We start from the raw sequence: 24,817 nt of genomic DNA on the forward strand, positions 1-24,817 counted from the left end.
CGCGAGCGGCGGTCCGATAACACCGGACAGGGATGGGGAGACCGAGATGGGCCTTGGGCGGCGGATCAGAGCATGGCTGGGCGCCAAAGGCGACGTCCAGGGCGGCGCAAGGCGCTCAGCCAAGGCGCGGCGGATCCGGGCCCTGCCCGACCGGCGGGTGATGGCCGAAAGCTATGTCCCCGCCCTGTCGGCCCTGGGCGGGCGCATCCTGTGGGTCGGGTGCCGTGAATATACGCTGGACGACTACGCCGCCCTGGAGGCGGGCGGGGGCGAGGTCTGGACCACCGACATCGACCCCGGCGCCGCCCGCTGGGGCCGGGCGGGCCGTCACCGGACCGGAGACGTCTGTCAGGCCGACGCCCTGTTCGCCGACCTGACCTTCGATACGGTGGTGTGCAACGGGGTGCTGGGCTACGGCGTGGATCATCCCGAACAGCAGCGTCAGGCCCTGGGGGCCCTGGCGGCGGTGCTGCGGCCCGGCGGGCGGCTGCTGCTGGGATGGAACACCGACAAGGTCGAGGATCCGCTGGGGGCGGGCCTGATCGACCAGGCGTTCGAACCGGCGCCCCTGGGCGATCGGCCGCCCCGCGTGACCTTCGAGGCGGTCACCCACGTCTATGACAGTCTGATCCGAAAGGGCTAAGCGGCCCCTCCCCTCAAGCCCGGCCGAGCGGCGGCAGGCCCAGACGCGGCAGGCTGAAGCGCGGGCGCGGGGGCGCCTCCGCCCGCCGTCGGCGCGCCTGTTCGGTCCAGGCTTCGCGCAGCCTATCCAGCTGGGCCGCCCGCGCCTCGGGGGCGTGGACCTCGGCCACGAAGGTTTGGCCGGACCGGGCCAGGGCCAGCCGTGTCTCCGGGTCCGCGATCAGCCGCTCCAGGGCGGCGGCGAGGGGGTCGGGTCCGTCCACCTCGACATAGAGGGCGTGATCGCCGCTGGCTTCGCGCAGACCCCCGCGACCGGAGGAGACCAGGGCGCAGCCTGCGGCGTGGGCCTCCAGAGCGGTCAGGCCCAGGGCCTCGCGCACCCGCGACGGGGTCGCCGCGATCGCCGCCCGCCGCGTGACCGCCCGCACCGCCTCCAGCGGGGCCGACTTCAGGATTTCGACCCGGTCGCCGAACCGGTCCAGCAGGCCCAGATAGGGATCGGCCCAGGCCTGGTGCCGCTCCCAGTCGCCCAGGACCAGGGCCCCGCGCCAGTCGGGATGGGCGTCCAGGGCGCGGGCCAGGGCGATGCAGAACAGGTCCAGCCCCTTGTCCGCCATGGCCCGGCCGCAGAACAGGATCAGCTTCTCCTTGTCGGCGGGATCGGCGCGCCAGGCCTCGACCGCAATGGGGTTGCACACCACGCTGACCCGGTCGGCCAGGGCCGGATAGTCGGCTGCGAACTCCTGCCCCGCCGCCTCGCTGACGAAGACCAGCCGGTCGAACCGCGCCAGCCGACGTCCGTAGCGCCAGGCGTCCAGCGGATGGCGGGGCGGCTTGATCCGGGTGTGGCGGTAAAGGACATAGGTCGCCGGCGGCCCCTCGGCGGCCAGGTCCGAGGCCGACTTCAGCTGCTGGTGATATTCGACCACATCCGGCTGGAGGGTCTCCAACAGGGCCTTGATCCGCCGGTTTCGCGCCCGCCCGCCCAGGCCGGGAGGCACCGTCAGAAGCCGGGGATCGGGGGCGGTCGCCTGGTCCGCGTCGCAGATCAGGGTCACGGCCGACTGGGACCGGGCGTGGGCCGCCAGGGTCCGCACCACCGTCTCCATCGAATTGGCCCGGTCGGGGCGGAAGCCGCAACCGCGCGGCAGGACGACGGCGACACGCATGGTCAACTCTGAGACGCGGAGGGCGGAGAAAAGAGGGCCGGATAGACGTCCACGCCGGTCCGGCGCGAACCGTTCAGCCCTAGGGCGCGGCGCAGCTTGTACTGCGTCTTCAGCCAGGGCTCGGCGCGGTCGCGGCGCACCGACTTGAGGTCGAGGAAACTGACGCCGCCCGCGCCCGACAGGGTGTGCAGCCCGTCGGAAAAGCCCGCCGCCAGATCGCCCGGTTCGAACCGCCGCACCACCGTGGCGGCGAAGTTCTGGGGCGTCAGGACGTCGATCCGCAAGAGGTTGACCGCCGCCCCATAGGCGGGGGCGCAGTCCTGGACCGGCAGATGCAGGGCGCCGTCATGAACGAAGGCCGAGCCGCCCGGCCGCGAGGTTTGAAAGCCGCTCATCACCGGGCGACCGGCGTGAGGCGTCCAGGGCCCGGTCAGCCGCTCGGCCCAGGCCAGATGCAGTTCGCGCATGGCCCGGTCGTCCGGTCCCGGCAGGGCGTGGAACATCCACCATCGGCCGTCGTGGCGCACCACCGTCGCATCAATGGCCGGCGCCTGGCCCAGACGCGCCACCGCCTCCCAGTCGTCGGGAAAACGACGGCAGCGATACAGGATCAGGCCGCCGCTCTTATAGGCTTCGGGCAGCATATAGAGCTCGCCCCCGTCCTCGATCAGGGTCGGATAGGACAGGTGCCAGGGCTCGGCCAAGGCCACCCCCTGCCCCACCAGCCGGTCGTCGGCGTCATATTGGCAATAGTGGATATCGCCCCGCCGGACCCGATAGTCGAAGGCCTCGACAAAGACCGTCAGAACCCCGTCGCGTTCCAGGCCGAAGGGGTCGGCGTAAAAGGCGTGGGGGCCGCGGTCGGGCAGCCAGACGATCTCGTCGGGGCGAGGGGGCCGTTCCATGACCTCGGTCAGGGGACGCCTCAGATATCCGGACCGCCAGATGTCGAACATTCGGAACTGAAATCCTGGCCCGACGCGCGACGGCCGATGGGGAAGAGGGTGACCGACCAGCCGGGCGGACTTGATTGCAAGCCGGCCCATGACGCCGTTAAGCCGCGCTTGTGTCAACTAAGCGACATTACTCTAAAAGCGTGGCGCATTATGACCTTAGCAAGCGTCAGGCCGTCTCCAGGGCCGCCTCGCGGATGCGGCCGACCATGCTGTTCAGGCCGTTGGCGCGCTGGCGGGTCAGGGCCGAGGGCAGGCCCAGCCGGTCCAGGGCGGCCTTGGCGTCGAAGGCCAGGATCTCGGCCGGGGTCCGGCCCGAATAGAGTTTCAGCAGAAGGGCGATATTGCCCTTGGACAGAGCGCTGTCGCTGTCGGCGTCGAACCACAGCCGCCCCTCGGCCGGATGGACCGCCAGCCAGACCTGGGCGGCGCAGCCCGGCACCTTGTTGGCCTCCACCCGATCGGCCTCGTCCAGGGGCGCCAGCCCCTTGCCCAGTTCGATGACGTATTCGATCCGCTGCTCCCAGTCGCCCAAGAGGTCGAAATCCTCGGCGAGGTCGGCCAGGGTCTGGTCCAGGCTGTCGGCGGGCGGCGTGCGATCGGTCATGGCCGCCAGATAGGCCGCCCGGCCGTTAACGACAACCGGCCGGTTTGTCCCCCGAAATTCATGGTGAACGCGCGGTTGCAGATCGCCTGACACGGGAGGGGCCTCGCGCCGACTCGGCGCGCCGTTTAGTCTGGGGACGACCCATAATGGCGACGGCGCTTGCATAATCACCCTCCACAACCTCGGCTGGCGGCCCAGACCGCAGCGGCGTCGGCGGCTCAGCCGTCGGCGGCGCCGGCCGCCCTGTGGCACGCGGGGTGGGCGGCGGCGGTCGCCCTGACGGCCCTGGCGGCCCAGAGCTTCGCCCGGCTGGAGCCCACGGTCCTGGCGGCCCTGCTGCTGACGGCCGCGCCGGGCGTGGCGGGCGTGGCCCTGATGGTGCGCGACACGGCGGGTCTGAGGTTCAGCCTGATGGGCGGCTGGCTTCTGGCGACCGTGGCGGCGGCGGGCCTGACCGGCGGGGCCACCGGGGCGACGCCGGGGCTTCTGCTGCTGCCCCTGGCGGCCGGGCTGGTGCTTGACGATCCCAGGATCGGCGAAGACCGGCTGATCCGGCTGGGCACGGCGGGCCTGGCCCTGCCGCTGATCTCGGGCCTGATCTCGACCCTGCTGATCGGATCGACCGCCCAGCCGCCGGTCCTGGCGGCGGCGTCGGGCCTGTTGGCGGTTCTGGCCCTGGCCGGGGCGGCCCGTCTGTCGAGCCACCGCCGCATGGCCCGTCTGACCCGCGCCGAACAGGACGGCGCCCTGGTCCAGGCCGTGCTGAACGCCCAGCCGGGCCTGACCCTGCTGCTGGAGCCGACCGGCCGCGCCCTGGCCGCCTGGGGCACGCCCCCGCCGTCCGTCTCGGTCCCGGCCCTGATGGACCAGGGGCTGATCGCCGCCGTCCACGCCCCCGACCGCCCCGGCGTCGCCGGCGCCCTGCAACGCGCCGCCCAGGGCCAGCCGGCCGAGGTGATGTTCAGCCCCCGGATCGCCCTGGACCGCCGGGTGGTGCTGATCCTGCGCCGGTACGACGGCGAGACGGGGGCGGTGGCGGGGGCGCCGCGCCTGATCGCCCAGGCCTTCGACGGCACGGCCCAGTTCGCCCGCGAGCTGGGGCTGGAAAGCGCCCGGGTCGAGGCTGAGGCCCAGAGCGCGGGCAAGACTCGCTTCCTGGCCAATATGAGCCATGAGCTGCGCACCCCGCTGAACGCCGTGATCGGCTTCGCCGACATCATGCGCCAGCGCCTGTTCGGCCCCCTGCCCGACCGATACGCCGACTACGCCGAGTCCATCCATCAGGCGGGCGGCCATCTGCTGGACCTGATCAACGACGTTCTGGACCTGTCCAAGATCGAGGCCGAGCGGTACGAACTGGCCCTGGACCTGTTCGACGCCCGCGATCCCGTTTCGGCCGCCGTGGCCCTGATCCGGCCCCAGGCCGACGAAAAAGGGGTGCATCTGGCCCCCGTCCTGCCGCCCCATCCGCTGGAGGTCGAGGCCGACGCCCGCGCCCTGAAGCAGATGGCGCTGAACCTGTTGTCCAATGCGGTGAAATTCACCCCGGCGGGCGGGTCCGTGACCCTGACGCTGGACGGGATCGGCCCCTATCTGGAGCTGGTGGTGTCCGACACCGGCGTGGGGATCGCGCCCGAGGATCTGCAAAGGCTGGGCCGCCCGTTCGAACAGGCCGGCGGCGCCGATCAGAAGGCGCAAGGGACGGGGCTGGGCCTGTCGCTGGTCCGATCCCTGGCGGAACTGCACGGCGGGCGCCTGACGATCGACAGCACCCTGGGCGAGGGCGTGGCGGCCATGGTGCGCCTGCCGGTCGCAACCCTGTCGCCCGCCATCGAAGCCGACGAAACGCCGGGCGCCGCCGTCGAGGCGTGAGACGATCCAGGCCCTAAGTCTGGCCCATCGCCAGGAAGGCGCGGCCGGCGGCGAAGTCGCCCGCCTCGAAGACCGTGCGCGCCACGCTGCCGTCGCGGAAGACGAACTCCACCGTAAAGACCTCGCGCGGATCCAGGCCGGACAGGGCGTCGGCCGCCGCCAGGGGGAAGCGCCAGGCCTGACCCGCCGTGCGTCCCTGGACCAGCAGGCCGGGATCGGCCGTCGTCACGCCCGAGGCCCAGAAGACCCGGCGCTGGGCCGCAGGCGGCAGTTCGCGCGCCAGCCAGGGTCGGGGCGCCACCGTCGTGTCGCGCATGACCAGCCGCACCCCGGTCGGTCGCGACCGCCCCTGCCAGGAGACCACCGCCGTCAGTTGATCCGCCCGGTCCATCGCCCCGACCAGGCCGAACCGCACCGGCGAGCCGCCGACGGCGGTTCCCTGCATCAGCCGCCAGGTCGGGCGGCTGTAGGCGGCGCGGTCGGCGCTCCATGCGGCCCGGTCGCCGGGAAAGGTCATCCGCGCCGTGCGCGACCAGCCGGCGAAGGCGGCCTTCACCCGACCGCTGACCGTCTTCATGTCGGCGGAATCGCAGGCGGCGGCGGCGGCGCGGGCGCGGGCGCGGGCGGCGGCCTCTGACAGTCGCCGCGGATCGGCGCCGGCCCGCAGGGCCGCGCCCCGCGCCTGCCAGGTCGAGGCGTTCAGGGCCGCCGTCAGCTGGGGCTGAAACAGGCCGCACCGCTCATTGGCGGCCAGGACGAAGCTGCGCTCATAGAAGCGGTCGGCCGCCCCCGAGGCGGCCCCAGATGCGGCCTGGGCCGCGACCGGATCGCCCGCGATCACCACCGCCCCGACCACGGCCGCGCCGATCAGGGCCGCGCCGATAGGGACTTGGGTTCGCCGGGGATAAGGCCGTAAGATCATGGGCCGAGCCTAGCGGCCGGGCCTTTGAGTCTGGTTTCCTTACAGGGTTAGCGAATTGCTTCTGTCCAGCGACCTGTGGGTCGGCGCCCTGATCCGCCGCGCCGAGATCGAAGGCGCCCACGCCGTCGTGGTGAACAAGGGCGACGCTCGCGCCGGCGCCGTGATCGTCAAGGCCTATGACACCTCGACCCGCACGGCCCGCCTCTATGCCGAAGCCTTCGGCCCCGACGGCGAACGGCTGTGGATCCAGCCCGTGACCTCGGACAGCGAGGCCGAACTGGACGCCTATATCGCCCGCCAGCGCCAATACGACCCCGACCTGTGGATCGTCGAAATCGAAGACCGCCAGGGCCGGCATTTCCTGACGGAGAAGGTGCAAGGGTAGGGGGCGGAAGCGCAACCGAGACCTGTTCCCAGCCCCCTTTAAAGTCGTCTCCCATCCTGTTTCCGGCTAGGGTGATCCATGGCGTGCAGGCGCGGCCGGGGAGGATGCGGATGGACGATTTCGACAAGTTTGAAACGCAGCTTCGCGGCGACGCCCGCGACGTCCTGACCAAATATTCTGACCGGGTGCTGCATCTTGAGCGGTATCGGCCTTGGCTGATCGGCCTCGGCGCCCTGGGCGCCTTGATCGTGGCCCTGTCGCGACTGGATCCGACCGGCACGCCCGGTCTGGTCGCCCTGATCGCCGGTGTCATTCTGGCCTTCGTCAGCGCGGCGCTGGTAGGCGCCATGGATTTCAAGAAGATCGAGATCGGCGCCCAGTTCAAATCGACGGAGGACGCGGCCGAGCAGGCGATCAAGCTGGGCCGGGAGATTGCGGCGGACCGTCGGAAGGTCGAGGACGGCGCCACCGCCCTGGACGAGCGACGGCGGAAACGGCTGCAAGCCATCGAACAGATGCTGCAGGCCGTCGAGGCCGGGCTTCTGTCCTCGGACGAGGCGGCGAAGAAGGCGACCGCCGCGACCCTGCTGAGGCGATCCATCACCTCCATCCGCAGCGCCGTCGACTATAAGGCCGCCGACGTCTTCACCGTCTCCATCTTCCGACGCGAAGGCGATCAGATGGTGCGCATCGCGGCGGAGTGGACCGATCCCGAGCTTGCCCGGACCGGGGGGCGCAGTTGGCGAAAGGGCAAGGGTTTCACCGGCGCCGCCTGGCACAAGGCCGAGGCCAATCCAGACGGCGAGGTCATCCTGCCCGACACGGCCCAAGACTACATCCTCTCCGAATATCCCGTCCCGAACCGCGATCCCCGGCGTGAGGAACTTTACAGGTCGGTTGCGTCCATCCCGATCCTGATCCGGCACAACAACGAGGTCTGGGGCGTGGTGACGGCCACAAGCAATCGGCCGGGCGTGTTTGATCGCAGCGGTCCAGGGCTCCAGAACGTGGATGTCGTCCGCGACATCGCTCGGATCGCGGCCCTGCTCGCCGGGCTGAACGCCCCTGCGCCGCCCGGCCGCACCCGCGGCAAACCCGCAGCGGCCGATTGAAAATTGGGCTGGGATCGGCCATTGTCAGACCTGATCCCATGCCCCTCTCTAGGAGGCGAAAGTGCAAGACGACGAAACGCTCGAGCGGGAATATCGCATCCTGTCCGCAAAGGTGACCTATGCGGAGGTCGCCGGACAGAAGGTCGAGCCCGCCGATGAAAAGCGGCTGGAGGAGCTGGCCGAACTCAGGGTCAAAGCGGTGCAGCCCGACTTCCGCGATTACGCCGCCGCCTGATCCGGCCCAGACGGCGACGTCATCGGGCGGATCGGCCCCTCTTCACTTCCTCGCGTCGAACGCCGCCCGCGCGGCTTCGATGCGGTCGATATTGGCCTCGGCCCAGGTCCAGACGCCGCAGAAGGCCTCGGCCAGGGTGAAGCCCAGGTCGGTCAGGCGGTATTCGACCTTGGGCGGGATGACCGGATGGACCGTGCGCACCACCAGGCCGTCGCGCTCCATCTGGCGCAGGGTCTGGGTCAGCATCTTCTGGCTGATGCCGCCCACCAGTTCGCCCACGCGAGTGAACCGGGTCTCGCCGTGTTCGGCCAGGACCTCCAGGATCAGCATGGTCCATTTGTCCGCCACACGCCCGATCACCTCATTGACCAGGGCCTCGACGCGCGGATCGGCGACCTCGCCGGTTTCAGGATGCGAAATTCTTGCGGGCGGATAGGCCGTCATGTCCATTTCTTTCCTGCGGGTAAGTATGGCGGGTTTCGGTGCCTACTTTCCAGTGGAGAGCGACCGTCATAACTGAGTTTCCGCACTGACGCATCCCCTGAAGGAGAGCCCCATGAACATCAGCGGAAACACCATACTGATCACCGGCGGCGGCACGGGCATCGGCCGCGCCCTGGCCGAGGCCCTGCATGCGCGCGGCAATCAGATCGTCATCACGGGTCGCCGCGCGGACGTGCTGAAAGACGCCGCCGCCGCCAATCCCGGCATGGCCTGGGCGACGCTGGACGTCGCCGATCCCACAGCCGTCGCCGCCTTCGGCGAACAGGTGGTCAAGGACCACCCCGCCCTGAACGCGGTCATATTGAACGCCGGGATCATGAAGACCGAGGATTTGAAGGCCGAACCGTTCGACCTGGCGACGGTGGAGGCGACCATCGCCACCAACCTCCTGGGACCGATCCGGCTGACGGCGGCCCTCCTGCCCCATCTGACGGCCCAGCCCCGGGCCACGGTCATGACCGTCACCTCCGGCCTGGCCTTCATCCCCCTGACGGCCACCCCGACCTATAACGCCACCAAGGCGGCCCTCCACTCCTGGACCCAGTCCCTGCGCCATCAGCTGCGCGACACGGCGGTGGAAGTGCTGGAGCTGGCGCCGCCCGGCGTGGCCACCGACCTGATGCCCGGCCATGCCCAGAACCCCGCCTCCATGCCCCTGGCCGACTATACCGCCGAGGTGATGGACCTGATCGAACGGGGCGAAACGCCGCGCGGCGAAATCCTGGTCGAACGGGTCAAGCCGCTGCGCTTCGCCGAGGCTGACGGCTATCAGGCCGTGTTCGAGGCCCTGAACGGAGCGGGGTGAGATCAGAACATCGATAGGAAGGAAAGCCGCCGCCTTGGCAGGCGGCGGCCCTCAAGAGTGGTGACAGATTGGCTCTATGGGGCGATCCAAGCGTCCGTCATCTGGAACTCGGTATGGATGACGCCGACATAGACCTCAAAGCGGAAGGTTTGCGCGTCGGGATGGCGCGTGAAGACGCCCTGGAAAAAGCGATAACGTTGCCCCACCTGCGCCGGCGTCGCGGCCGTTGAAACCACATTCCCGCTACCATCAATCTGATGCACGACGACCGTTACGGGATAGGTGTTACCGCCACTGGCGTAGGGAGCCTTTATTGCGGCTCCATAGCTGAACGTCTGGAACGGCGTGTTCAGCGGTGCAGTGTCCTGATAGATGGACTGGCCGCTGGGCTGGGACGGAATCGAGAAAAGCACCGCGCAGTTGGCGCTTTCCCGCGGCGCCTGGGGATTCTGGTTAAAACCCCAGTTGAGATCGCCGATCCGCGACCAGGGCGCCATCACCCTGCATTGGCTGCCGGACTGACCGCAAATGCGCGTGCGACCGCTGCTGTCAGTACAGCGCATATGGGTGTTGGTCAGCAGATTCTCGCTCGTGTAAAGCGGATCGATATGGAAGTTCGCCGGGTTCCAGCCGCCGTTCGCGGCAGGAAAGATGAATGTCCAATCGTGGCAATCGACCAGATAGTAGGTCGTATTTCCATAATGAGCCACGCCATTATCAGTCCCCACTCCACAACGCTCGACGGCGACAGGGTTGGGACCTGAGACCTTATCGGACGACTGCCATGCCTCCCACTTGGTCTTTCCATACTCCTTCGTGAACATGAAAACTTCGATTGCGTCGGAGTTCGAACTGTTCTGGCTGAAATGCCAGGACTTGATCGTGTTGAGGCGCTTGCCGCTCTGATAACGATAGTTTGGGTAATAGTTCCATCGCGTCATGGACTGACTGAAACGATCCACTGTCGGGCATTGCGGGAAGCTGGCCGTAAGCGTTGTGGTCGCCTGCCCCTGTCCGAAGGGAATCTGCAGGCCGATGGGCGCGACGATCCATGAATCCAGCAGGCTGCACTGGGCGTTTCGCCAGAAGGGCTGCCAGCCTCCGCCTTGGTCGTAGGTGCCGGCGAACGACGCATAGGCGCCTTCGGTCACACCCAGATCATAGGCCGACACGCCGTCGTTGGGCCCACCCGGCGCGAAATAAGGTATTTGATCGTCTCGCGTGAAGTAGAAGGTCGAAACAACCCTTTCCTGACCATACGCTGTTTGAATAGGATAAGAGTCGCTGATCTGAGCCAAGTTGGACTGTTGAGGCATGTCCCATTTATGATAAGGCAGCATCTCGCCAGGCAAGAGTTTACGCGTACGTCCAGGACAGCTTACCGGGTCTTCCGAGGTTACCGCGCCAGCGGCGTCCAGGCATACTTGCTGTACCAGGTAATCCCTTATGGTGTCCGCGCGCGCAGGACTGGGTCCTGCCAATATCAGCGCGGAAACGAAGCCGACCCAAGCGGCATTGAAAATCGCCCACCTCATACTTCACCCCTCACCTTGAGCTAAACCTCAAACTCAACCAAATCACGATACGTCCATAACCCCAAGTTACATAATTGCGACGGCGCTCTTGAGGTAGGGCGACACAGCCGTGGATTTCTTGCTTCGCGCAAGAATAGGAAGCCTGTCGCGTCAGACGATCGACTGCCCCCTGAGCGGCTCAGCCCTGCCGCCGCGCCAGGGCGTCGCGGATGGCCTGGGCCAAGGTTTCGATCAGGGCGGGGTCGGGCGTGCGGTCCTGGGCGAAGGCGTCGTCGCAGTCGCCGGCCGCTTCGCTGATCGCTGGGAAGCCGAAGACGGCGCCGGCGCCGGCGAGGCTGTGGACCAGGCGGCGCAATTCATCGGCGTCCCAGGCGCCCCGCGCGACGTGACGGTCGATCCGCGCCAGATCGCCGACGCACCGGTCCAGGAACCGGGTCCGCAGATCGGCCATGTCCGCCGTCACGGCCCCCTCACCCGGCCTGGGCCAGGATCGTCCGAATCTCCTCCACCAGGGTCATCGGGTCGAAGGGTTTGACGATGACGTCCAGGGCGCCCAGGGCGCGATAACGGCTGATCTCGCTCGACTGAGCCCGGGCGGTCATGAAGATGACCGGCGTCGTCTCATGTCCCGCCCGTTCGCGGATGCGCGCCAGGGCTGCGGGACCGTCCAGAACGGGCATCATCACATCCATCAGGACGACGTCGGGACGAAGCCCGCCGTCCAGCGCGGCCAGGGCCGCCTCGCCCGAGGCCACCGAGGTCACCGTAACCTGGGGGTCCAGCGTCAGGGCGAAGGCGGTCACGTCGCGAATGTCCTTGTCATCCTCGACGTGCAGGATGTGGAGAGCGGTCATGCAACACCTCGGGCGCGGGGGGCCAGGCGGCGCACGGTCCGCGCCAGCTGGGTCAGGGACATGCGGGACTTGATCAGGACCGCCTGAACGGCCGGGGCGGCCTCTCTGTCCATGTCCTGAGCCGAATAGATGATGACGGGAATGGTGCGGCCGTCCTCCTCGGTCAACAGCGGCAAGAGGTCCAGGCCGTTGCCGTCGGGCAGGCCCAGGTCCAGAATCACCAGGTCCGGTCGCCGCCGCGCCAGGGCCTCGCGCGCCGCGGCCAGGCTCTCGACCGGCACGACCTCGACCGTATCCAGGGCCTGGCGCGTCACCTCCAGAATGTCGCGGTCGTCGTCGACGTGCAGAACCACCGGCTTGTCGTCGGCGCTGAACAGGGCGCGGACGGCCTGGCGCAGCCGGTCCTGATCGACCGGCTTTTCGACCCAGTCGGCCACCTCCAGCGAGCGGCCGCGCACCCGGCCCCGGGCCACGTCGCCGGAGACGACCACCACCGGCATGGCGCGCGTCGCCTCATCGGCCTTCAGCTGCCGGATCAGGCTGACCCCGTCGGCGTCGGGCAGTTGAAGGTCGATGAGGGCGGCGGCGTAGGGCGCGCGGCGGGCCAGGGTCAGCGCCTCGCGCGCCGTGTCGGCCACATCGGCCTTGAACCCTTCATAGGACAGCATCTCGACCAGGATGCGCGCGGCGTCGGGATCGTCTTCACAGATCAGCAGCCGCACCGCCTCCTCGTCATGCGCCGCATCGGCCTGGTCCAGCGGCAGGTCCAGATGGAAGGTCGCCCCCTCGCCCTCGGCGGATTCGAACCACAGCCGCCCGCCGTGGCGTTCGGCGATCTCCTTGGCGATGGCCAGGCCCAGGCCCGTGCCGCCCTTTTCACGCGCATCGGTCGAATCCGCCTGGGCGAACTTGCCGAAGATGCGCGAGCGGAACTCGTCGGCTATGCCGGGGCCGCGGTCGGATACGCTGAGCCGGGCGATCCGGGTCTCGGGATTGACCGTCACCCGGACCTCGCCGCCGGACGGCGAGAACTTGACCGCGTTTGACAGAAGATTGGTCGCCACCTGGATCAGCCGATCGCCGTCGCCCCGCACCGGCGCCGGCGGGCCGTCGTTCAGGCTGACGCCCACGCCCAGCTGATCGGCGTAGCCCTGGATCCCCTCGACCGCTCGGGCGGCGACGTCGCGCAGGTCCAGCGGGGCCAGGGTCATCTTCAGCTGCCCGGCCTCCAGCTTCTCCACATCCAGGATGTCGTTGATCAGCCGCACCAGACGGCGGCTGTTGGCGTGGGCGATGTCGATCAGTCGGGCCGCCTTTTCCGGCAAGCGTCCGCCCGCCCCGGCCGCGACCAGGCCCAGGGAGCCGGCGATGGAGGTCAGGGGGGTGCGCAGTTCGTGGCTGACGGTCGAGACGAAGGCGTCCTTCATCTCGGCGATGCGGCGGCGTTCGGTGGCGTCGCGGATCACCGCCACCACATGGCGGCCCGTCGGCAGGTCCATGGCCGCAAGAGCGACGTCGACCGGGAAGCGCGTCCCGTCCCGGCGCTTGCCGGTCAGTTCGAGCAGAAGCCCCTGCTCCAGATCGCCGTGGCTGGCGTCCAGCCGGTCCAGAAAGGCGCCCTCTCCGTTTTCGGCCAGATCATCGACCAGAAGGCCGACGTCGCGGCGCTCGACCTCCGGCGCCGACCAGCCGAACAGCCGTTCCGCCGCCGGATTCAGCGTCTCGATGCTGCCGCTGGGGTTCAGGGTCACGATGGCGTCGAAGGCGCTGTCCAGGGTGGCGCTGTGGCGGGCGGCGGCGGCCTCCAGCCGCTCCAGCAGGGCGCTGCGGGTGGCCAGATAGCGCCAGACCAGGAAGGCGGTCCCCAAGGCGGTCAAGACCAGAACCTTGAACATCAGGGCCACCAGGAATTCGGTATGCCGGGTCCGTTCGCGCGCGTCGGCCGACAGAGCCGACAGCAGGTCGGCCTCACGCTGCGTCATCCGATCCACGATCTGGCGGATATCATCCATTGTCAGCTTGCCTCGCCCGCTGATCACGAGGCTGATGGCGGCGGACGCCTGGCCGGATTCGCGCAGCGCGATGGTCCGCTGCATCTCCAGCCGCTTCTGCCGGACCCGTTCCGACAGAAGACGCTGGTTCTCGGCCTGTGGCGGGTCCTTAGCCGAAAGACCCGCAAGCTTGTTCATCTGAGCGTCCAGCCGGTCGAGGGCGCGATCATAAGGCTCAAGGAAGGTCTCGTCCCCGGTGATGATATAGCCGCGTTGGCCGGTCTCAGCGTCCTGAACCAATGAGAAGACGGACTGAATCTGCAGCCGGGTGTCATAGGATTGCTCGACCGCATCGCGCAGAGCGTCCGCGCTGGAGAATTCTCGTTGCAGCGTCACCCCAGTGGCCGCCAGAAGCAGGGTCACGACCGCGCCCGCCAAGGCGATGGCCAGTCGGAAACGCCGTCTTCCGAGTTGACGCAACATGGGATTCATCCGTTAGTTCCCCCTGATCGCATCTGGAGGTTGGGCGTGAAAGTCTGCGTGATCGAGGACGATTCGCTGGTTCTGCTTCATCTGGAGGAGATGCTGAAACGGCTGGGTTGCCAAGTCCTGACCGCAGCAACGGTCAACGAAGGGTTGCGGATCGTCGAGGACTGGTCGCCCGACGCCGTGCTGGTGGACATTCTGATGCCGGACCGCGACGGGCTGAACTTCATCATGGACACCCGGCATTTGAGGGACTCCCTGCGGGTCATCGCCATGAGCGGCGGGGGACGTCTGGCCTCGTCTTCCATACTGCAGATGGCGACCGGCCTGGGCGCCCACGCCGCCCTGACCAAGCCGATCACCGAAGAGGCGCTGAGGGCCGCTCTGGAGGGATGACCGGGGATGGTCGCGAGGGGGCGGCCGAAACCTCAGTCCCGGCCCAGCGGTCCCAGAACTGGAAATAGAGGCCGTAGTTTCCGTTGAACCGCTTGTGGTGGGCGTCGTGGTGGGTGGCGGTGATCAGCCAGCGAAGCGGCGCCCGCTCCAGCCAGGCGGCGGGCCAGACCTCGCGCCCCGCATGGTTCAGGGCGGCCGCCAGCGACATCAGCGTCAGCAGGGTCAGGGCCACGCCCCAGTGGATCGGCACGATCAGGGCCAGGGCGGGCAGGAACCAGGCGGTGGCCGCAGCCTCGGCCGGGTCGAAGGCGAAGGAGGCGAAGGCGCTGGGGTCGCGCGACCGGTGGTGTTCGGCATGGGCCCAGCCGAAGACGCGCGGGTGATGCAGGGCCCTGTGCACCCAGTAGTAGAAGGCGTCGTGCGCCAGCAGATAGACGATCAGACTGACCGGCAGCCACCACAGGGGCCAGGCGTCGGGATCGCTGTAGATCGCCGTCCCGCCCCGCTTCCACAGCTCCAGCACCAGGGCCGCCGGCAGGGCGTAGATGGGGCAGGCGATCAGGGAGGCGACGATCTCGGCGCGGATGCGCTTCATCGGCGGCGGCCGCAGGTTCAGCGCCCGTCCCCGGCCCGCCCCGGCCCACAGCAGCCCATGGGCCGCCGCGCCGACCAGCAGATAGCGCAGGCCGATGATCAGGCTCAGCGCCAGGGTGGTGATGAGCAGATCCCTCAACATGGGGGCACAGACGGTCAAATCCCGGCGGCGGTCAAGTCGTGGCTAAGGCGGATCAAACCGCCTATGCTGGGGCCATGGCCTGGCTGACGTGGATCGCGCTGTTCCTGACCGCCTTTTTGGGCATGGAGGCGTTCGCCTGGATCATGCACCGCTATGTGATGCACGGTTTCCTGTGGTCCTGGCACCGCAGCCATCATGAGCCGCACGATCACCCCCTGGAGAAGAACGACCTGTTCGCCGTGGTCTTCGCCGGCCCGGCCATCGTCATGGTGGCCGTGGGTCTGCACCTGTGGCCCTGGGCCCTGCCGGTCGGGCTGGGGATCACGGCCTATGGGATGGTCTATTTCTTCTTCCACGACGGCCTGGTGCACCGGCGGTTCCCGACGGGCTTTTCCGGGCGGTCCGGCTTCTGGACGCGGCGCATCCAGGCGCACCGTCTGCATCACGCCGTGCGCACGCGCGAAGGCTGCGTCTCCTTCGGCTTTCTATGGGTGCGGTCGGCGCGGGCGCTGAAGGCCGAACTGGCTCAGAAGCGGGGCTCTTCCAGCAGCGGCGCCTGAGCGAGGGCCGCCAGATCGGCGGAGCCCGTGCAGAAACAGGCGAGCCGCAGCTGGGCCGCCATCAGCTCGAAATGATCGACCACCGCCTGGGTCGAGGTCAGGGCCGCCTCCAGCACCCCGGCGGCCTGGCCGACCAGATCGGCCCCCAGACGGACGGCGCGGGCCGCATCCAGACCGTCCTTGATCCCGCCCGAGCCGATCAGCCCCAGGTCCGGGGCGGCCTGGGCGCAGTCGCGGAGGCTGCGGGCCGTCGGCACCCCCCAGTCGGCGAAGGGGGCGGCCAAGGCCTCGGCCCGCCCGCCGGTCGCCCGCGCCCCTTCGATCAGGCCCCAGTTGGTGCCGCCCGCCCCCGCCACGTCCAGGGCCGCGACGCCCATGTCGGCCAGGCGCCGGGCGACGGCGGCCGACAGGCCGGCGCCGGTCTCCTTGACCACCACCTGGCCCGGAAAGGCGGCGGCGATCCGCTCGATCCCCTGGGCCACGCCGCGCCAGTCGCGGTCGCCCTCGGGCTGGACGCCTTCCTGAAGCGGATTCAGATGCAGGATCAGGGCGTCGGCGCCGATCATCTCCATGGCCCGGCGCGCCTCGTCCACCCCATAGCCCAGGGCGAACTGCACCGCCCCCAGATTGGCCAGGATCAGGGCGTCGGGCGCCCGGCGGCGCAGATCCGGCCCCAAGCCCGAGCCGCCGGACCCGCCGGCCGTCTCCAGGGCGACGCGCTGGGAGCCGACCGCCAGGGCCACGCCCAGGGCCTGGGCCGCCTCGGCCAGCCGCGCATTGATCGCCTCGGCCCGCGACGGGCCGCCGGTCATCGAACTGATCAGGAAGGGCAGGTTCAGCCGCCGCCCCAGGAAACGGGCGGACAGGTCGATCTGGTCCAGGGCCAGGTCCGGCAAGGCGTCATGGACGAAACGCACCGCCTCCAGTCCCGAGGACGCGCCGCTGAGACCCCGTCCGGCCCGCACGTGGTCGATGTGTTCGTCCTTGCGTCGGATCAGGGCGTCGTCGGGGGTGGGCATCGCAAACGCTCCTAGCGGTTCCCTCCGAAACGATCATGCTCTGGCGGGTTGCATCCGACGCAGTCGTGATGCCGTATGTGATCATAATGCGTCAGCCCAGGGTCGCAACGCGACTGTCGAAGGACATCAGGAGACCCGTATGGCGATCGTCGGCTTAAGGCCCCAGCCCGTGTCGGACCCCGAACCTCAGTCGCCCGAGAATCTGCGTGGCCTGGTGCAGGACCGGCTGGCCGAGACGGCGCCCTCATCGGACGGTCTTTTAGCCCTCGCCGCGCGCGAGGCCCTGCTGGGACCGGGCAAGCGGGTCAGGCCGGTCGTGGCCATGTTGGCCGCCGCGCACGTCGGCGGGCGGGCCGAGGACGCCCTGGATTTCGGTTGCGCGGTCGAAATGGCCCACGCCGCCTCCCTGGTTCTGGACGACCTGCCCTGTATGGATGATGCGGCCTTGCGGCGCGGTCAGCCGACCCTGCACCGCCGCCACGGCGAGGATGCGGCCGTGCTGGCGGCCGTGGCCCTTTTGAACCAATCGACCCGGCTGATTCTGCAAAGCCGGGCGCCGGCGGAGGCGCGGCTGGGCGCCCTGGACGATTTGACGCAGGCGATCGGCTTCGACGGCCTGGCCGAGGGCCAGATGCGCGATCTGCGCGACGATCCCGTTCAGCGCGACGTGGTCGCCCTGCGTCGGATCAACGATCTGAAGACCGGCGCCCTGTTCGTCGCGGCCGCGCGGGGCGGCGGCCGGATGGGCGGCGGCGATGCGGACGACCTGGCGCGTCTCGCCGCCTTCGGCGAGGCGGTCGGCTTCGCCTTCCAGCTTTGCGACGACCTGATGGACGCCTGTTCGACGAGCGAGGCCTTGGGCAAGGACGTGGGTCAGGATCAGGGCGTGACCACCTTCGTGGACCTGTGGGGCGAAGGCCGGGTCCGCGCCGGGGTGCGCCAGTCCCTGGCCCGGGCGGCCGAGGCGGTCGGGCACGACAGCCCCCTGACGACCTATGTCCTTCATCTCTTCCGGCAGGCCGAACTTGGACGCTAGCGTCGCGCCGGCGCTGGTTCTGAAGGACGTCGAGGCGGGCTACGGCGAAGGGCCGGTGCTGCGCGATTTCAACCTGACTGTCGCGGCCGGAGAGGTTTACGCCCTGCTGGGTCCGAACGGGGCGGGCAAGTCCACGGCGGCGCGGGTGGCCTGCGGCCTGATCCCCGTCCGGCGCGGACGGGCGACGGCCGGCGAGGGCGCGCCGAAACGCGGGCGCATCGGCCTGGCGCCTCAGGACTGCGCCCTCTTTCCCGCCCTGACGCCGCGCGAGAACGTCGCGACGGTCGCGGCCCTGTGCGGGGTTCCGCGTCCCGACCGCCCTGCGGCTGTGGAGCGGGCCCTGGCCCTGACCGGATGCGGCCCCAGGGCGGATCAGCCGGTTCATTCCCTGTCGGGCGGATGGCGTCGGCGCGCCAACCTCAGCGCCGCCCTGGTCGGGCGCCCGCGCCTGCTGATCGCCGACGAACCGACCGAAGGGGTGGACGCCGCCGCCCGCGTCGTCCTGTCGTCCGCCCTGCGCGAGGCGGTCCAGGCGGGCGCGGGCTGTCTGCTGATCAGCCACGACGAGGCCTTCGTCTCCGAAACGGCCGATCGGATCGGCGTCCTGGCCCAGGGCCGGCTGCTGGCGGAAGGACCGCCCAAGGCCCTGCTGCGTCAGGCCTTCGGCCTGGCGCGGCTGCTGGTCGTCAAACTGCCGCGGCCCGCCTCGCGCCCGGCCGCGAGCCGGTTCGCCCAGTCGGGTCTGGCGCCCTCCAAGGACGGGCTGGAATGGCGGCTGCTGTGCGAGGACGCCCTGGGCGCGGCCCAGCGGGTTTCGCCCGAGGCGGACGCCGAGGGGGGCGAGGTCGCCGTGCGTCGTCCCGGCCTGGACGACCTGGTCGCCCATCTGTCGGACGCCTCGTCATGATGGCGGTTGCGGGCGCCTGGGCGCGCGGCTTCTGGCGGGACCGTTCGGGCATGGCCCTGACCCTGGTTTTGCCGCCCCTGGTCTATCTGCTGTTCGCCGCCGTCTTCGGTGCGGGGGCGCGTGGCGACATCGACGCCAGCGTGGTCCTGCACGATGCGGCGCGCACCCCGGCCACGGCCGCCGTCGGCGAGGCCCTGTCGCGGGACCTGGGGCCGCGCCTTCGCCGTCTCGACGACGCCCAGGCGGTGGAGCGGGCCGTGATCGACGGCCGCGCCGACGCCGGCGTTCTGATCGCCCGCGACGAGGCAGGCGCGCCCCAGGTGACGGTGGTGTCGGCGGCGGGCCGAGACGTGGCGGCGGCGGCGCTCCAAGCGCGGCTGGTCCCGGCGGCGGCGGCCCTGGCCGGTCGGCCCGCGCCCCCGTCGCGCGCGGTCTCGATCCGCCAGGTCGGGCCGCAGGGCGACGTCCAGGCCGCCTATTACGCCGGGGCGGTCAGCGTGATGTTCGTCTTCTTCGCCGCCATGCACGGCGCCATGGGCGGGCTGGACGAGCGGCGCTCGGGCCTGCAGGCGCGGCTGGTCCTGGCGCGGGGCGGAACGGCGCCCATACTGGCGGGACGGGCGATCTGGCTGACGACGGTCGGCCTGATGCAGTCGATCGCCGTCTTCGTCGCGGCCTGGCCCCGCCTGCCGGATCTTTCGCCGTGGCAGGCGGCGGCGGCGCTCCTGACGGCGGCCTTGGTGGCCCTGTGCGCGGCGGGGGTGGCCTTGGCCCTGACGGCGGCCTGCCGGTCGCGCGAACAGGCCCAGCCCCTGACCACCTTCGTCGCCCTGCTGCTGGCGGCCCTGGGCGGGTCGATGGCGCCGCGCTTCCTGATGCCCGAAGCCTTCCGCGCCCTGGGCTGGATCACGCCCCATGCCTGGGCCGTCGAAACCTATCAGGCCCTGATCTGGCGCGGCGACTTCAACGCCGGGGTCCTGGCCGGCTGGGCCGCCCTGGGCGGCGTGGGTCTGGCCGGGATCGCCCTGGCCGTGATGATGGAGCACAGACGCGCGGGGCGCTGAGCGCCGTCAGATGTGGGTCCACAGGGCCGGGCGCGGCGGCGGTTCACGCCAGGCGTCCAGGGTCTTGCACCACAGGGTGATCAGGGCCCCGCGCCCCACCAGGGCCAGCTTGCCCGCCTTGTCGACCGAGGTCCGGCCGTCCCAGGCCGTGGCGCCCGAGCGCGAGACGTGGCGGCCGATGGCGCGATAGACGCCCCGCGCCGTGGCGACGGCCCAGGCCGAGCGCGGATTGAGATCGCGCAAGCCCCAGCGCGCCGAGGCGTAATAGGGCTCCGCCGCCGCCACCAGCCGCTGGGCCGTATGGGCGACGGCCTGACGATGCCGGGGCTGATCGACCTGATCGCGCGGCACGCCCGCCTCGTCCAGCCACTGGCCGGGCAGATAGACCCGCCCGCCCTTGGCGTCCTCCACCACGTCTCGGGCGATATTGGTCAGCTGAAAGGCCAGGCCCAGGTCCTGGGCGCGGCGCAGAGTCGGCGCGTCCTGAACCCCCATGATCCGGGCCATCATCACCCCGACCACGCCGGCGACGTGATAGGCATAGTCCAGCGTGTCCTCCAGGGTGTCGTAGCGGCGGCCCTCCACGTCCATCTCGAACCCCTGCAACAGGTCCATCGCCTCCTCGGCGGGAATGGCGTGGCGGGCGGCGACGCGCTGAAAGGCGGTGAAGACCGGGTCCGTCTGCGGCTCTCCGGCCAGGGCGGCGGCGGTGCGTTCGCGCAGTTCGACCAGTTTGCGCCCCGCCAGGACCGGGTCGATGCCGACCGCCCCATGGCCCAGGACCTGGCCGTCGATCTCGTCGTCGCAATGGCGGCACCAGGCGTAGAACATCCAGGCGTCGTCCCGGATGGCCGCCGGAAACAGCCGGGCGGCGGCGGCAAAGCTCTTGGAGCCCTGCTCCATCGACTGGCGGCTGTGGTCCAGGACGGCGTCGGTCATGCGGTCCGCCCCGCGTCTTCGATCATCAGGCCGGCGGTGGCCTTGGCCGAGCCCACCACCCCCGGCACGCCCGCGCCCGGATGGGTGCCGGCGCCGACGAAATAGAGGTTGGGGATCTGGTCGTCGCGATTATGGACGCGGAAATAGGCGCTCTGGGTCAGGATCGGCTCCAGCGAGAAGGCCGAGCCCTGGTGGGCGTTCAGCTGGTCGCGGAAATCCACGGGCGTGAAGATGCGGCAGGTGTCCAGATCGGCGGTCAGGCCGGGAATGTAGTGCTGCTCCAGATAGGCCAGGACCCGGTCGCGATAGCGCGGCCCCTCGACCGCCCAGTCGATGTCGGCCGAGGCCAGGTGCGGCACCGGCGCCAGCACATAGAAGGCGTCGCATCCGTCGGGCGCCAGGGACGGATCGGTGCGGGTCGGGGCGTGCAGATAGAGGGAAAAGTCCTCCGGCAGGTCCGGCCCCTTGAAGATTTCGCCGATCAGCTCGCGATAGCGCGGCCCGAACAGCACCGTGTGGTGGCGCACCTCCGGGTGGACCCGCTTCAGGCCGAAATAGATGACGAACAGCGACATGGAATGCCGCTTGGCGGCCAGACGCGCCCCCTCCTTGCGGCCGCGCGGCTCCTGGCCCAGCAGGCGCTGATAGGTGTGGACCACGTCCGCGTTGGAGGCGACCATGTCGAAGGCCAGGGCCTGGCCGCCGACCACCACCCCGTCGGCGCGCCCGTTCGCCAGGGTGATCCGCTCGACCGGACTGTTCAGCCGGATTTCGCCGCCCAGGTCCCGAAACAGCCGCACCATGGCCTGGATCAGGGCGCCGGTGCCGCCGCGCGGGAACCAGACGCCCCAGCGCCGCTCCAGCGCGTGGATCAGGGCGTAGATCGATGAGGTGGCGAACGGGTTTCCGCCCACCAGCAGGGAGTGAAAGCTGAAGGCCTGACGCAGATGCTCGTCCTGGATATAGCCGGCGACCTTGTCATAGACCGACCGCCAGGCCTGGAGCCGCATCAACTCCGGCGCCGCCTTGACCATGCTGGCGAAGTCCAGAAAGGGCACGGCGCCCAGCTTCAGATAGCCTTCCTTCAGCAGGTCCTGGGAATAGGCCAGGAACCGGCGATAGCCCTCCTTGTCGGCCGGATTGCGCGCGACGATCTGGCGGTCCAGTTCGTCCTGATCGTTGACGTAGTCGAAGACGTCCCCGTCTTCCCAGCACAGCCGATAGAAGGGGGCGACCGGCAGCAGTTCGACATAGTCGGACAGCTTGCGCCCCGCGCCCTCGAACAGCTCCTCCAGCGCGGACGGATCGGTGATGACGGTGGGGCCGGCGTCGAAGGTATAGCCCTTGTCCTTATAGACATAGGCCCGGCCGCCCGGCAGGTCGCGCGCCTCGAAGACCGTGGTCTGAATCCCCGCCGTCTGCAGGCGGATGGCCAGCGACAGCCCCCCGAACCCCGACCCGATCACTGCTGCTCGCATTACGCACGTCCTCTTTCGACCAGACAGGTCAGGGCGGCGCCGATCGGCACCGGGGGTTTGCCGCTGAGGATCCGCGCCTTGTCGCCCAAGGTCGTTTCCCCCGCATAGAAGCGTTCGATCAGCGGCTGAGGCAGGCGATAGAACCGCTCCAGCACCCTGTACCTCTGATCCGGCCGGGCGGCCCGGAACAGCATGCGATTCAACAGCCGATAGAAGCCTCGTTTGGACCATACGTCGCAAGCCTGGCGGCGGATGACCTGAGACAGGTCCGAACCGTCCCGCGTCGCCGTGATCCGGTCCGCCAGATGGTCCGCCAGCCGCACCGCATCCGGCAGGGAATAGCCCGTGGTGGGGTGGAACAGGCCGGCGCGAAGACCGCTGACCGCCGTCGGCCCCATGCGCCGCAGATGGGCGGCGATGTCGCCGTCCAGGGCGACGGGCAGCACCCCCTCCTCCTCGCGCAGGACCGTCTCTATGACCCAGCCCCGCTGCGCGGCGTAGTCCCTGACGCCTTGCCGAAACACGTCGCGATCCAGGTCCGCGCCGTCGGTATAGCGGGTGTCCTCGATCAGCAGGGTCCGGTCGTCGAAGGGCAGGACATAGAGGAAGCGATAGCCCCCGGCCTGGTCGACGCAGGCGTCCATGACGATGGGCTCGTTCAGCCCGTGGGGCGCGGTCAGCCGCACCTCCAGGCCGACGAATTTCTGAAACCCCAGGGCCAGGTCCGGCGAGGCCGTCGGCCCCCGGCCGTCGATCACCGCCCGGGCCGTCAGCCGCCGACCGTCGGCCAGAACCGCCTCGGTCGGCCCGGCCGATGCCACCGAGACGCCCGTCAGGATCCGTCCCGGCAGGGCGCGGTCCACGGCTTGGGCGAACCGCGCCGCCGTCACGCTGGAATATCCGGTCGCCAGACGCCGTTCGAACGCCGGAAACCGCACGGAATAGCCGGGCCAGCTATGGGCGATCAGCGGCGCGATCCACGCCCGCTGCCTCGGCGTCAGATCGGGTTCGAAGAAGGACCAGGTGTGAACCCCGCCCAGCCGGTCGGCCGCCTCCACGATCCGCACGTCCAGTTCGGGCCGGACCTGGGACAGGCGCAGGGCCAGAAGGCCGTTGGCCAGACCGCCCCCCAGCAGCAAAAGGTCCGGCGCGGAACTGTCGGGGGCGGCGGCCTGCATCCGCGACAGGTGGCACGGGCGGACGTGACGGGCAAGCCGCCTGGATGCATCCGACGCCGGCATAGGCTAGATTGAAGTCCATGACCGCCGCCGTCGCCGAGCCACGCATCGTCCCGCGCCAGACCTGGATCGGTCTGACCCTGGCGGGAATGATCGTGGCGGGATGGGCGGTTCTGCATGTCTACGGCGTCTATTTTCACCGATGGGGGCCGTTGACCCTGGTGATCGCCCCGGCGATCGTGGCGGTCCAGACCTGGTTGTCGGTCGGCCTTTTCATCGTCGCCCATGACGCCATGCACGGCTCCCTGGCGCCGGGACGGCCGCGGCTGAACGCCGCAGTCGGCCGGCTGACCCTGGGGCTCTATGCGGGCTTCCGCTTCGATCGGCTGAAGACGGCGCACCACGCCCACCACGCCGCGCCCGGCACGGCCGACGACCCGGATTTTCACGCCCCGGCGCCCCGCGCCTTCCTTCCCTGGTTCCTGAACTTCTTTCGCACCTATTTCGGTTGGCGCGAGATGGCGGTCCTGACCGCCCTGGTCCTGATCGCCCTCTTCGGCCTGGGGGCGCGGCCGGCCAATCTCCTGACCTTCTGGGCCGCGCCGGCCCTGCTTTCAGCGCTTCAGCTCTTCACCTTCGGCACCTGGCTGCCGCACCGCCACACCGACCAGCCGTTCGCCGACGCGCACCACGCCCGCAGCAGCGGCTACGGCCCCGTTCTTTCCCTGCTCACCTGTTTCCACTTCGGCCGCCACCACGAACACCATCTGAGCCCCTGGCGGCCCTGGTGGCGTCTGTGGCGCGGCGAGTCTTGATCCAGGGCTGGGGCGCGGGCCGCGAAGACCTGTTCGGCGACCTTTGTATCGACGAAGGGAACACGGCCGCGTTCAGGGCCTTATAGGTGAGAAGGAACTCGCCCATGCCCCTCGCCCTGCTGTTCGCTCTTGCCGCCCTCAGTTCGACGCCGGCGCCCGCCGCCGATCTGGCCAAGGCGCAGCCCAAGACGTCCGGCGGGATCAAGGCGGCGGCCCAATCCTCTGCGCCCGTCTTGGACGACGTCAGGGTTCGACTGCGATGCATTGGGCGTGCCGACGGCCGGGTTTCGGATTGCGTGGTGCTGTCGGAGAGCCGGCCGGGCTATGGGTTCGGCGATGCGGCTGTGGCCCTGATGAACGGGACCGCGACGCCCCCCTCGCGCGACGGCGGCCGCCCCGTCGACCGGCCTTTCGAACACACGATCCAGTTCACCCCTTGAGCGCCGACGCTGATCGTGGGGGGTCCGGGCTGGGGCGGCGCGGGCCTGTAGGTTCAGACAGCAAAAACCCGCTAGATCGTTGATCTAACGGGTTTAAAACTTGGGTGCGGGAGCAGGATTTGAACCTGCGACCTTCAGGTTATGAGCCTGACGAGCTACCGGGCTGCTCCATCCCGC

27 protein-coding genes are annotated in these 24,817 nt (G+C 69.6%); 13 read left to right on the plus strand and 14 right to left on the minus strand.

Annotation, left to right across the window (positions count from 1 at the left end; genetic code table 11):
* Window positions 1–46 precede the first annotated feature (46 nt).
* On the plus strand, window positions 47–643 hold the full coding sequence (locus AC07XS_RS10690; RefSeq protein ID WP_182714381.1) for a class I SAM-dependent methyltransferase: 597 nt from the start codon (window positions 47–49) through the stop codon (window positions 641–643).
* A gap of 13 nt (window positions 644–656) precedes the next feature.
* Here AC07XS_RS10690 and AC07XS_RS10695 read toward each other — a convergent pair whose 3' ends face one another.
* The 3 genes from AC07XS_RS10695 to AC07XS_RS10705 all read right to left on the minus strand — a co-directional run bounded on the left by AC07XS_RS10695 (window position 657) and on the right by AC07XS_RS10705 (window position 3,371).
* On the minus strand, window positions 657–1,811 hold the full coding sequence (locus AC07XS_RS10695; protein WP_182714380.1) for a glycosyltransferase family 4 protein: 1,155 nt from the start codon (window positions 1,809–1,811) through the stop codon (window positions 657–659).
* Window positions 1,812–1,813: 2 nt separating this feature from the next.
* Window positions 1,814–2,767 carry a glucosamine inositolphosphorylceramide transferase family protein gene (locus AC07XS_RS10700; protein ID WP_182714379.1) on the minus strand — a complete coding sequence of 318 codons (954 nt, stop codon included), beginning with the start codon at window positions 2,765–2,767 and terminating at the stop codon, window positions 1,814–1,816.
* A gap of 166 nt (window positions 2,768–2,933) precedes the next feature.
* Window positions 2,934–3,371 (minus strand): SufE family protein, encoded by a 438-nt coding sequence (locus AC07XS_RS10705; RefSeq protein WP_182714378.1) that lies wholly within the window; start codon window positions 3,369–3,371, stop codon window positions 2,934–2,936.
* 159 nt (window positions 3,372–3,530) lie between these two features.
* Between AC07XS_RS10705 and AC07XS_RS10710 the strand changes: the two genes are divergently transcribed.
* Complete coding sequence (locus AC07XS_RS10710; RefSeq protein ID WP_321208073.1) at window positions 3,531–5,243, plus strand: HAMP domain-containing sensor histidine kinase; 1,713 nt, start codon at window positions 3,531–3,533, stop codon at window positions 5,241–5,243.
* A gap of 13 nt (window positions 5,244–5,256) precedes the next feature.
* Here the strand turns inward: AC07XS_RS10710 and AC07XS_RS10715 are convergent, their stop codons facing one another.
* Window positions 5,257–6,165, minus strand: a complete 909-nt coding sequence (locus AC07XS_RS10715) for a hypothetical protein (RefSeq protein WP_321208072.1) — start codon at window positions 6,163–6,165, stop codon at window positions 5,257–5,259.
* 55 nt (window positions 6,166–6,220) lie between these two features.
* Between AC07XS_RS10715 and AC07XS_RS10720 the strand changes: the two genes are divergently transcribed.
* From AC07XS_RS10720 to AC07XS_RS10730, 3 genes are all read left to right on the plus strand, one after another.
* A complete protein-coding gene (locus tag AC07XS_RS10720; RefSeq protein ID WP_054764853.1) occupies window positions 6,221–6,550 on the plus strand; it encodes a DUF1491 family protein in 330 nt (109 codons plus the stop codon).
* Between the two features lie 110 nt (window positions 6,551–6,660).
* A complete protein-coding gene (locus AC07XS_RS10725; protein WP_182714377.1) occupies window positions 6,661–7,662 on the plus strand; it encodes a GAF domain-containing protein in 1,002 nt (333 codons plus the stop codon).
* Window positions 7,663–7,723: 61 nt separating this feature from the next.
* Complete coding sequence (locus tag AC07XS_RS10730; RefSeq protein ID WP_152949596.1) at window positions 7,724–7,897, plus strand: hypothetical protein; 174 nt, start codon at window positions 7,724–7,726, stop codon at window positions 7,895–7,897.
* Between the two features lie 42 nt (window positions 7,898–7,939).
* Here the strand turns inward: AC07XS_RS10730 and AC07XS_RS10735 are convergent, their stop codons facing one another.
* Complete coding sequence (locus AC07XS_RS10735; protein WP_224761268.1) at window positions 7,940–8,341, minus strand: winged helix-turn-helix transcriptional regulator; 402 nt, start codon at window positions 8,339–8,341, stop codon at window positions 7,940–7,942.
* A gap of 112 nt (window positions 8,342–8,453) precedes the next feature.
* On the opposite strand from AC07XS_RS10735, the gene AC07XS_RS10740 reads away from it, so the two are divergent.
* Window positions 8,454–9,206: an SDR family oxidoreductase gene (locus AC07XS_RS10740; protein ID WP_182714376.1), complete on the plus strand. Its 753-nt coding sequence runs from the start codon at window positions 8,454–8,456 to the stop codon at window positions 9,204–9,206.
* A gap of 74 nt (window positions 9,207–9,280) precedes the next feature.
* Here the strand turns inward: AC07XS_RS10740 and AC07XS_RS10745 are convergent, their stop codons facing one another.
* From AC07XS_RS10745 to AC07XS_RS10760, 4 genes are all read right to left on the minus strand, one after another.
* Window positions 9,281–10,741, minus strand: a complete 1,461-nt coding sequence (locus AC07XS_RS10745; protein ID WP_182714375.1) for a hypothetical protein — start codon at window positions 10,739–10,741, stop codon at window positions 9,281–9,283.
* Window positions 10,742–10,919: 178 nt separating this feature from the next.
* Window positions 10,920–11,204: an Hpt domain-containing protein gene (locus AC07XS_RS10750; protein WP_152949594.1), complete on the minus strand. Its 285-nt coding sequence runs from the start codon at window positions 11,202–11,204 to the stop codon at window positions 10,920–10,922.
* Window positions 11,205–11,211: 7 nt separating this feature from the next.
* The gene (locus tag AC07XS_RS10755) at window positions 11,212–11,595 is read right to left on the minus strand and encodes a response regulator (protein ID WP_054764848.1); all 384 of its coding nucleotides are present in this window, start codon (window positions 11,593–11,595) and stop codon (window positions 11,212–11,214) included.
* Complete coding sequence (locus tag AC07XS_RS10760; protein ID WP_182714374.1) at window positions 11,592–14,069, minus strand: CHASE3 domain-containing protein; 2,478 nt, start codon at window positions 14,067–14,069, stop codon at window positions 11,592–11,594. The genes AC07XS_RS10755 and AC07XS_RS10760 overlap by 4 nt, the downstream gene beginning before the upstream one ends.
* 45 nt (window positions 14,070–14,114) lie before the next feature.
* Here AC07XS_RS10760 and AC07XS_RS10765 point away from each other — a divergent pair, with 45 nt between their 5' ends.
* Window positions 14,115–14,468, plus strand: coding sequence for a response regulator (locus AC07XS_RS10765; protein WP_054764846.1), 354 nt, complete (start codon window positions 14,115–14,117; stop codon window positions 14,466–14,468).
* Here AC07XS_RS10765 and AC07XS_RS10770 read toward each other — a convergent pair.
* A complete protein-coding gene (locus tag AC07XS_RS10770) occupies window positions 14,431–15,204 on the minus strand; it encodes a sterol desaturase family protein (RefSeq protein ID WP_182714373.1) in 774 nt (257 codons plus the stop codon). The two genes, AC07XS_RS10765 and AC07XS_RS10770, sit on opposite strands and share 38 nt — an antisense overlap.
* Before the next feature lie 38 nt (window positions 15,205–15,242).
* Here AC07XS_RS10770 and AC07XS_RS10775 point away from each other — a divergent pair, with 38 nt between their 5' ends.
* Entirely contained in the window at window positions 15,243–15,764 is a 522-nt protein-coding gene (locus tag AC07XS_RS10775) for a sterol desaturase family protein (RefSeq protein WP_321208071.1), read from the plus strand.
* On the opposite strand, the gene fni is transcribed toward AC07XS_RS10775, so the two are convergent.
* Window positions 15,731–16,783: a type 2 isopentenyl-diphosphate Delta-isomerase gene (gene fni, locus AC07XS_RS10780; protein WP_182714372.1), complete on the minus strand. Its 1,053-nt coding sequence runs from the start codon at window positions 16,781–16,783 to the stop codon at window positions 15,731–15,733. The genes AC07XS_RS10775 and fni overlap by 34 nt on opposite strands.
* Window positions 16,784–16,922: 139 nt before the next feature.
* Between fni and AC07XS_RS10785 the strand changes: the two genes are divergently transcribed.
* From AC07XS_RS10785 to AC07XS_RS10795, 3 genes are read left to right on the plus strand one after another with little or no spacing between them, the layout of a single operon-like run.
* Complete coding sequence (locus tag AC07XS_RS10785) at window positions 16,923–17,819, plus strand: polyprenyl synthetase family protein (RefSeq protein WP_182714371.1); 897 nt, start codon at window positions 16,923–16,925, stop codon at window positions 17,817–17,819.
* A complete protein-coding gene (locus tag AC07XS_RS10790; RefSeq protein WP_182714370.1) occupies window positions 17,809–18,726 on the plus strand; it encodes an ABC transporter ATP-binding protein in 918 nt (305 codons plus the stop codon). Before AC07XS_RS10785 ends, AC07XS_RS10790 begins: the two co-directional genes overlap by 11 nt.
* The gene (locus AC07XS_RS10795; RefSeq protein ID WP_182714369.1) at window positions 18,723–19,790 is read left to right on the plus strand and encodes an ABC transporter permease; all 1,068 of its coding nucleotides are present in this window, start codon (window positions 18,723–18,725) and stop codon (window positions 19,788–19,790) included. Before AC07XS_RS10790 ends, AC07XS_RS10795 begins: the two co-directional genes overlap by 4 nt.
* A gap of 6 nt (window positions 19,791–19,796) precedes the next feature.
* Here the strand turns inward: AC07XS_RS10795 and AC07XS_RS10800 are convergent, their stop codons facing one another.
* From AC07XS_RS10800 to crtY, 3 genes are read right to left on the minus strand one after another with little or no spacing between them, the layout of a single operon-like run.
* Window positions 19,797–20,729: a phytoene/squalene synthase family protein gene (locus AC07XS_RS10800; RefSeq protein WP_152949587.1), complete on the minus strand. Its 933-nt coding sequence runs from the start codon at window positions 20,727–20,729 to the stop codon at window positions 19,797–19,799.
* Window positions 20,726–22,207 carry a phytoene desaturase gene (locus AC07XS_RS10805; protein WP_182714368.1) on the minus strand — a complete coding sequence of 494 codons (1,482 nt, stop codon included), beginning with the start codon at window positions 22,205–22,207 and terminating at the stop codon, window positions 20,726–20,728. Before AC07XS_RS10805 ends, AC07XS_RS10800 begins: the two co-directional genes overlap by 4 nt.
* Window positions 22,207–23,385: a lycopene beta-cyclase CrtY gene (gene crtY / locus AC07XS_RS10810; RefSeq protein ID WP_182714367.1), complete on the minus strand. Its 1,179-nt coding sequence runs from the start codon at window positions 23,383–23,385 to the stop codon at window positions 22,207–22,209. Before crtY ends, AC07XS_RS10805 begins: the two co-directional genes overlap by 1 nt.
* A gap of 80 nt (window positions 23,386–23,465) precedes the next feature.
* Between crtY and AC07XS_RS10815 the strand changes: the two genes are divergently transcribed.
* A complete protein-coding gene (locus tag AC07XS_RS10815; protein WP_182714366.1) occupies window positions 23,466–24,200 on the plus strand; it encodes a fatty acid desaturase in 735 nt (244 codons plus the stop codon).
* A gap of 104 nt (window positions 24,201–24,304) precedes the next feature.
* Entirely contained in the window at window positions 24,305–24,640 is a 336-nt protein-coding gene (locus AC07XS_RS10820) for a hypothetical protein (protein WP_182714365.1), read from the plus strand.
* Window positions 24,641–24,817 lie beyond the last annotated feature (177 nt).

This window comes from Brevundimonas sp. GW456-12-10-14-LB3 (assembly GCF_059424365.1).

Coding starts and splice junctions, on each gene's coding strand:
- AC07XS_RS10690 (WP_182714381.1), top strand. CDS start 47: ATGGGCCTTGGGCGGCGGATCAGAGCATGGCTGGGCGCCAAAGGCGAC.
- AC07XS_RS10695 (WP_182714380.1), bottom strand. CDS start 1,811: ATGCGTGTCGCCGTCGTCCTGCCGCGCGGTTGCGGCTTCCGCCCCGAC.
- AC07XS_RS10700 (WP_182714379.1), bottom strand. CDS start 2,767: ATGTTCGACATCTGGCGGTCCGGATATCTGAGGCGTCCCCTGACCGAG.
- AC07XS_RS10705 (WP_182714378.1), bottom strand. CDS start 3,371: ATGACCGATCGCACGCCGCCCGCCGACAGCCTGGACCAGACCCTGGCC.
- AC07XS_RS10715 (WP_321208072.1), bottom strand. CDS start 6,165: ATGATCTTACGGCCTTATCCCCGGCGAACCCAAGTCCCTATCGGCGCG.
- AC07XS_RS10725 (WP_182714377.1), top strand. CDS start 6,661: ATGGACGATTTCGACAAGTTTGAAACGCAGCTTCGCGGCGACGCCCGC.
- AC07XS_RS10735 (WP_224761268.1), bottom strand. CDS start 8,341: ATGACGGCCTATCCGCCCGCAAGAATTTCGCATCCTGAAACCGGCGAG.
- AC07XS_RS10740 (WP_182714376.1), top strand. CDS start 8,454: ATGAACATCAGCGGAAACACCATACTGATCACCGGCGGCGGCACGGGC.
- AC07XS_RS10745 (WP_182714375.1), bottom strand. CDS start 10,741: ATGAGGTGGGCGATTTTCAATGCCGCTTGGGTCGGCTTCGTTTCCGCG.
- AC07XS_RS10755 (WP_054764848.1), bottom strand. CDS start 11,595: ATGACCGCTCTCCACATCCTGCACGTCGAGGATGACAAGGACATTCGC.
- AC07XS_RS10760 (WP_182714374.1), bottom strand. CDS start 14,069: ATGTTGCGTCAACTCGGAAGACGGCGTTTCCGACTGGCCATCGCCTTG.
- AC07XS_RS10770 (WP_182714373.1), bottom strand. CDS start 15,204: ATGTTGAGGGATCTGCTCATCACCACCCTGGCGCTGAGCCTGATCATC.
- fni (WP_182714372.1), bottom strand. CDS start 16,783: ATGCCCACCCCCGACGACGCCCTGATCCGACGCAAGGACGAACACATC.
- AC07XS_RS10785 (WP_182714371.1), top strand. CDS start 16,923: ATGGCGATCGTCGGCTTAAGGCCCCAGCCCGTGTCGGACCCCGAACCT.
- AC07XS_RS10795 (WP_182714369.1), top strand. CDS start 18,723: ATGATGGCGGTTGCGGGCGCCTGGGCGCGCGGCTTCTGGCGGGACCGT.
- AC07XS_RS10800 (WP_152949587.1), bottom strand. CDS start 20,729: ATGACCGACGCCGTCCTGGACCACAGCCGCCAGTCGATGGAGCAGGGC.
- AC07XS_RS10805 (WP_182714368.1), bottom strand. CDS start 22,207: ATGCGAGCAGCAGTGATCGGGTCGGGGTTCGGGGGGCTGTCGCTGGCC.
- crtY (WP_182714367.1), bottom strand. CDS start 23,385: ATGCAGGCCGCCGCCCCCGACAGTTCCGCGCCGGACCTTTTGCTGCTG.
- AC07XS_RS10815 (WP_182714366.1), top strand. CDS start 23,466: ATGACCGCCGCCGTCGCCGAGCCACGCATCGTCCCGCGCCAGACCTGG.
- AC07XS_RS10820 (WP_182714365.1), top strand. CDS start 24,305: ATGCCCCTCGCCCTGCTGTTCGCTCTTGCCGCCCTCAGTTCGACGCCG.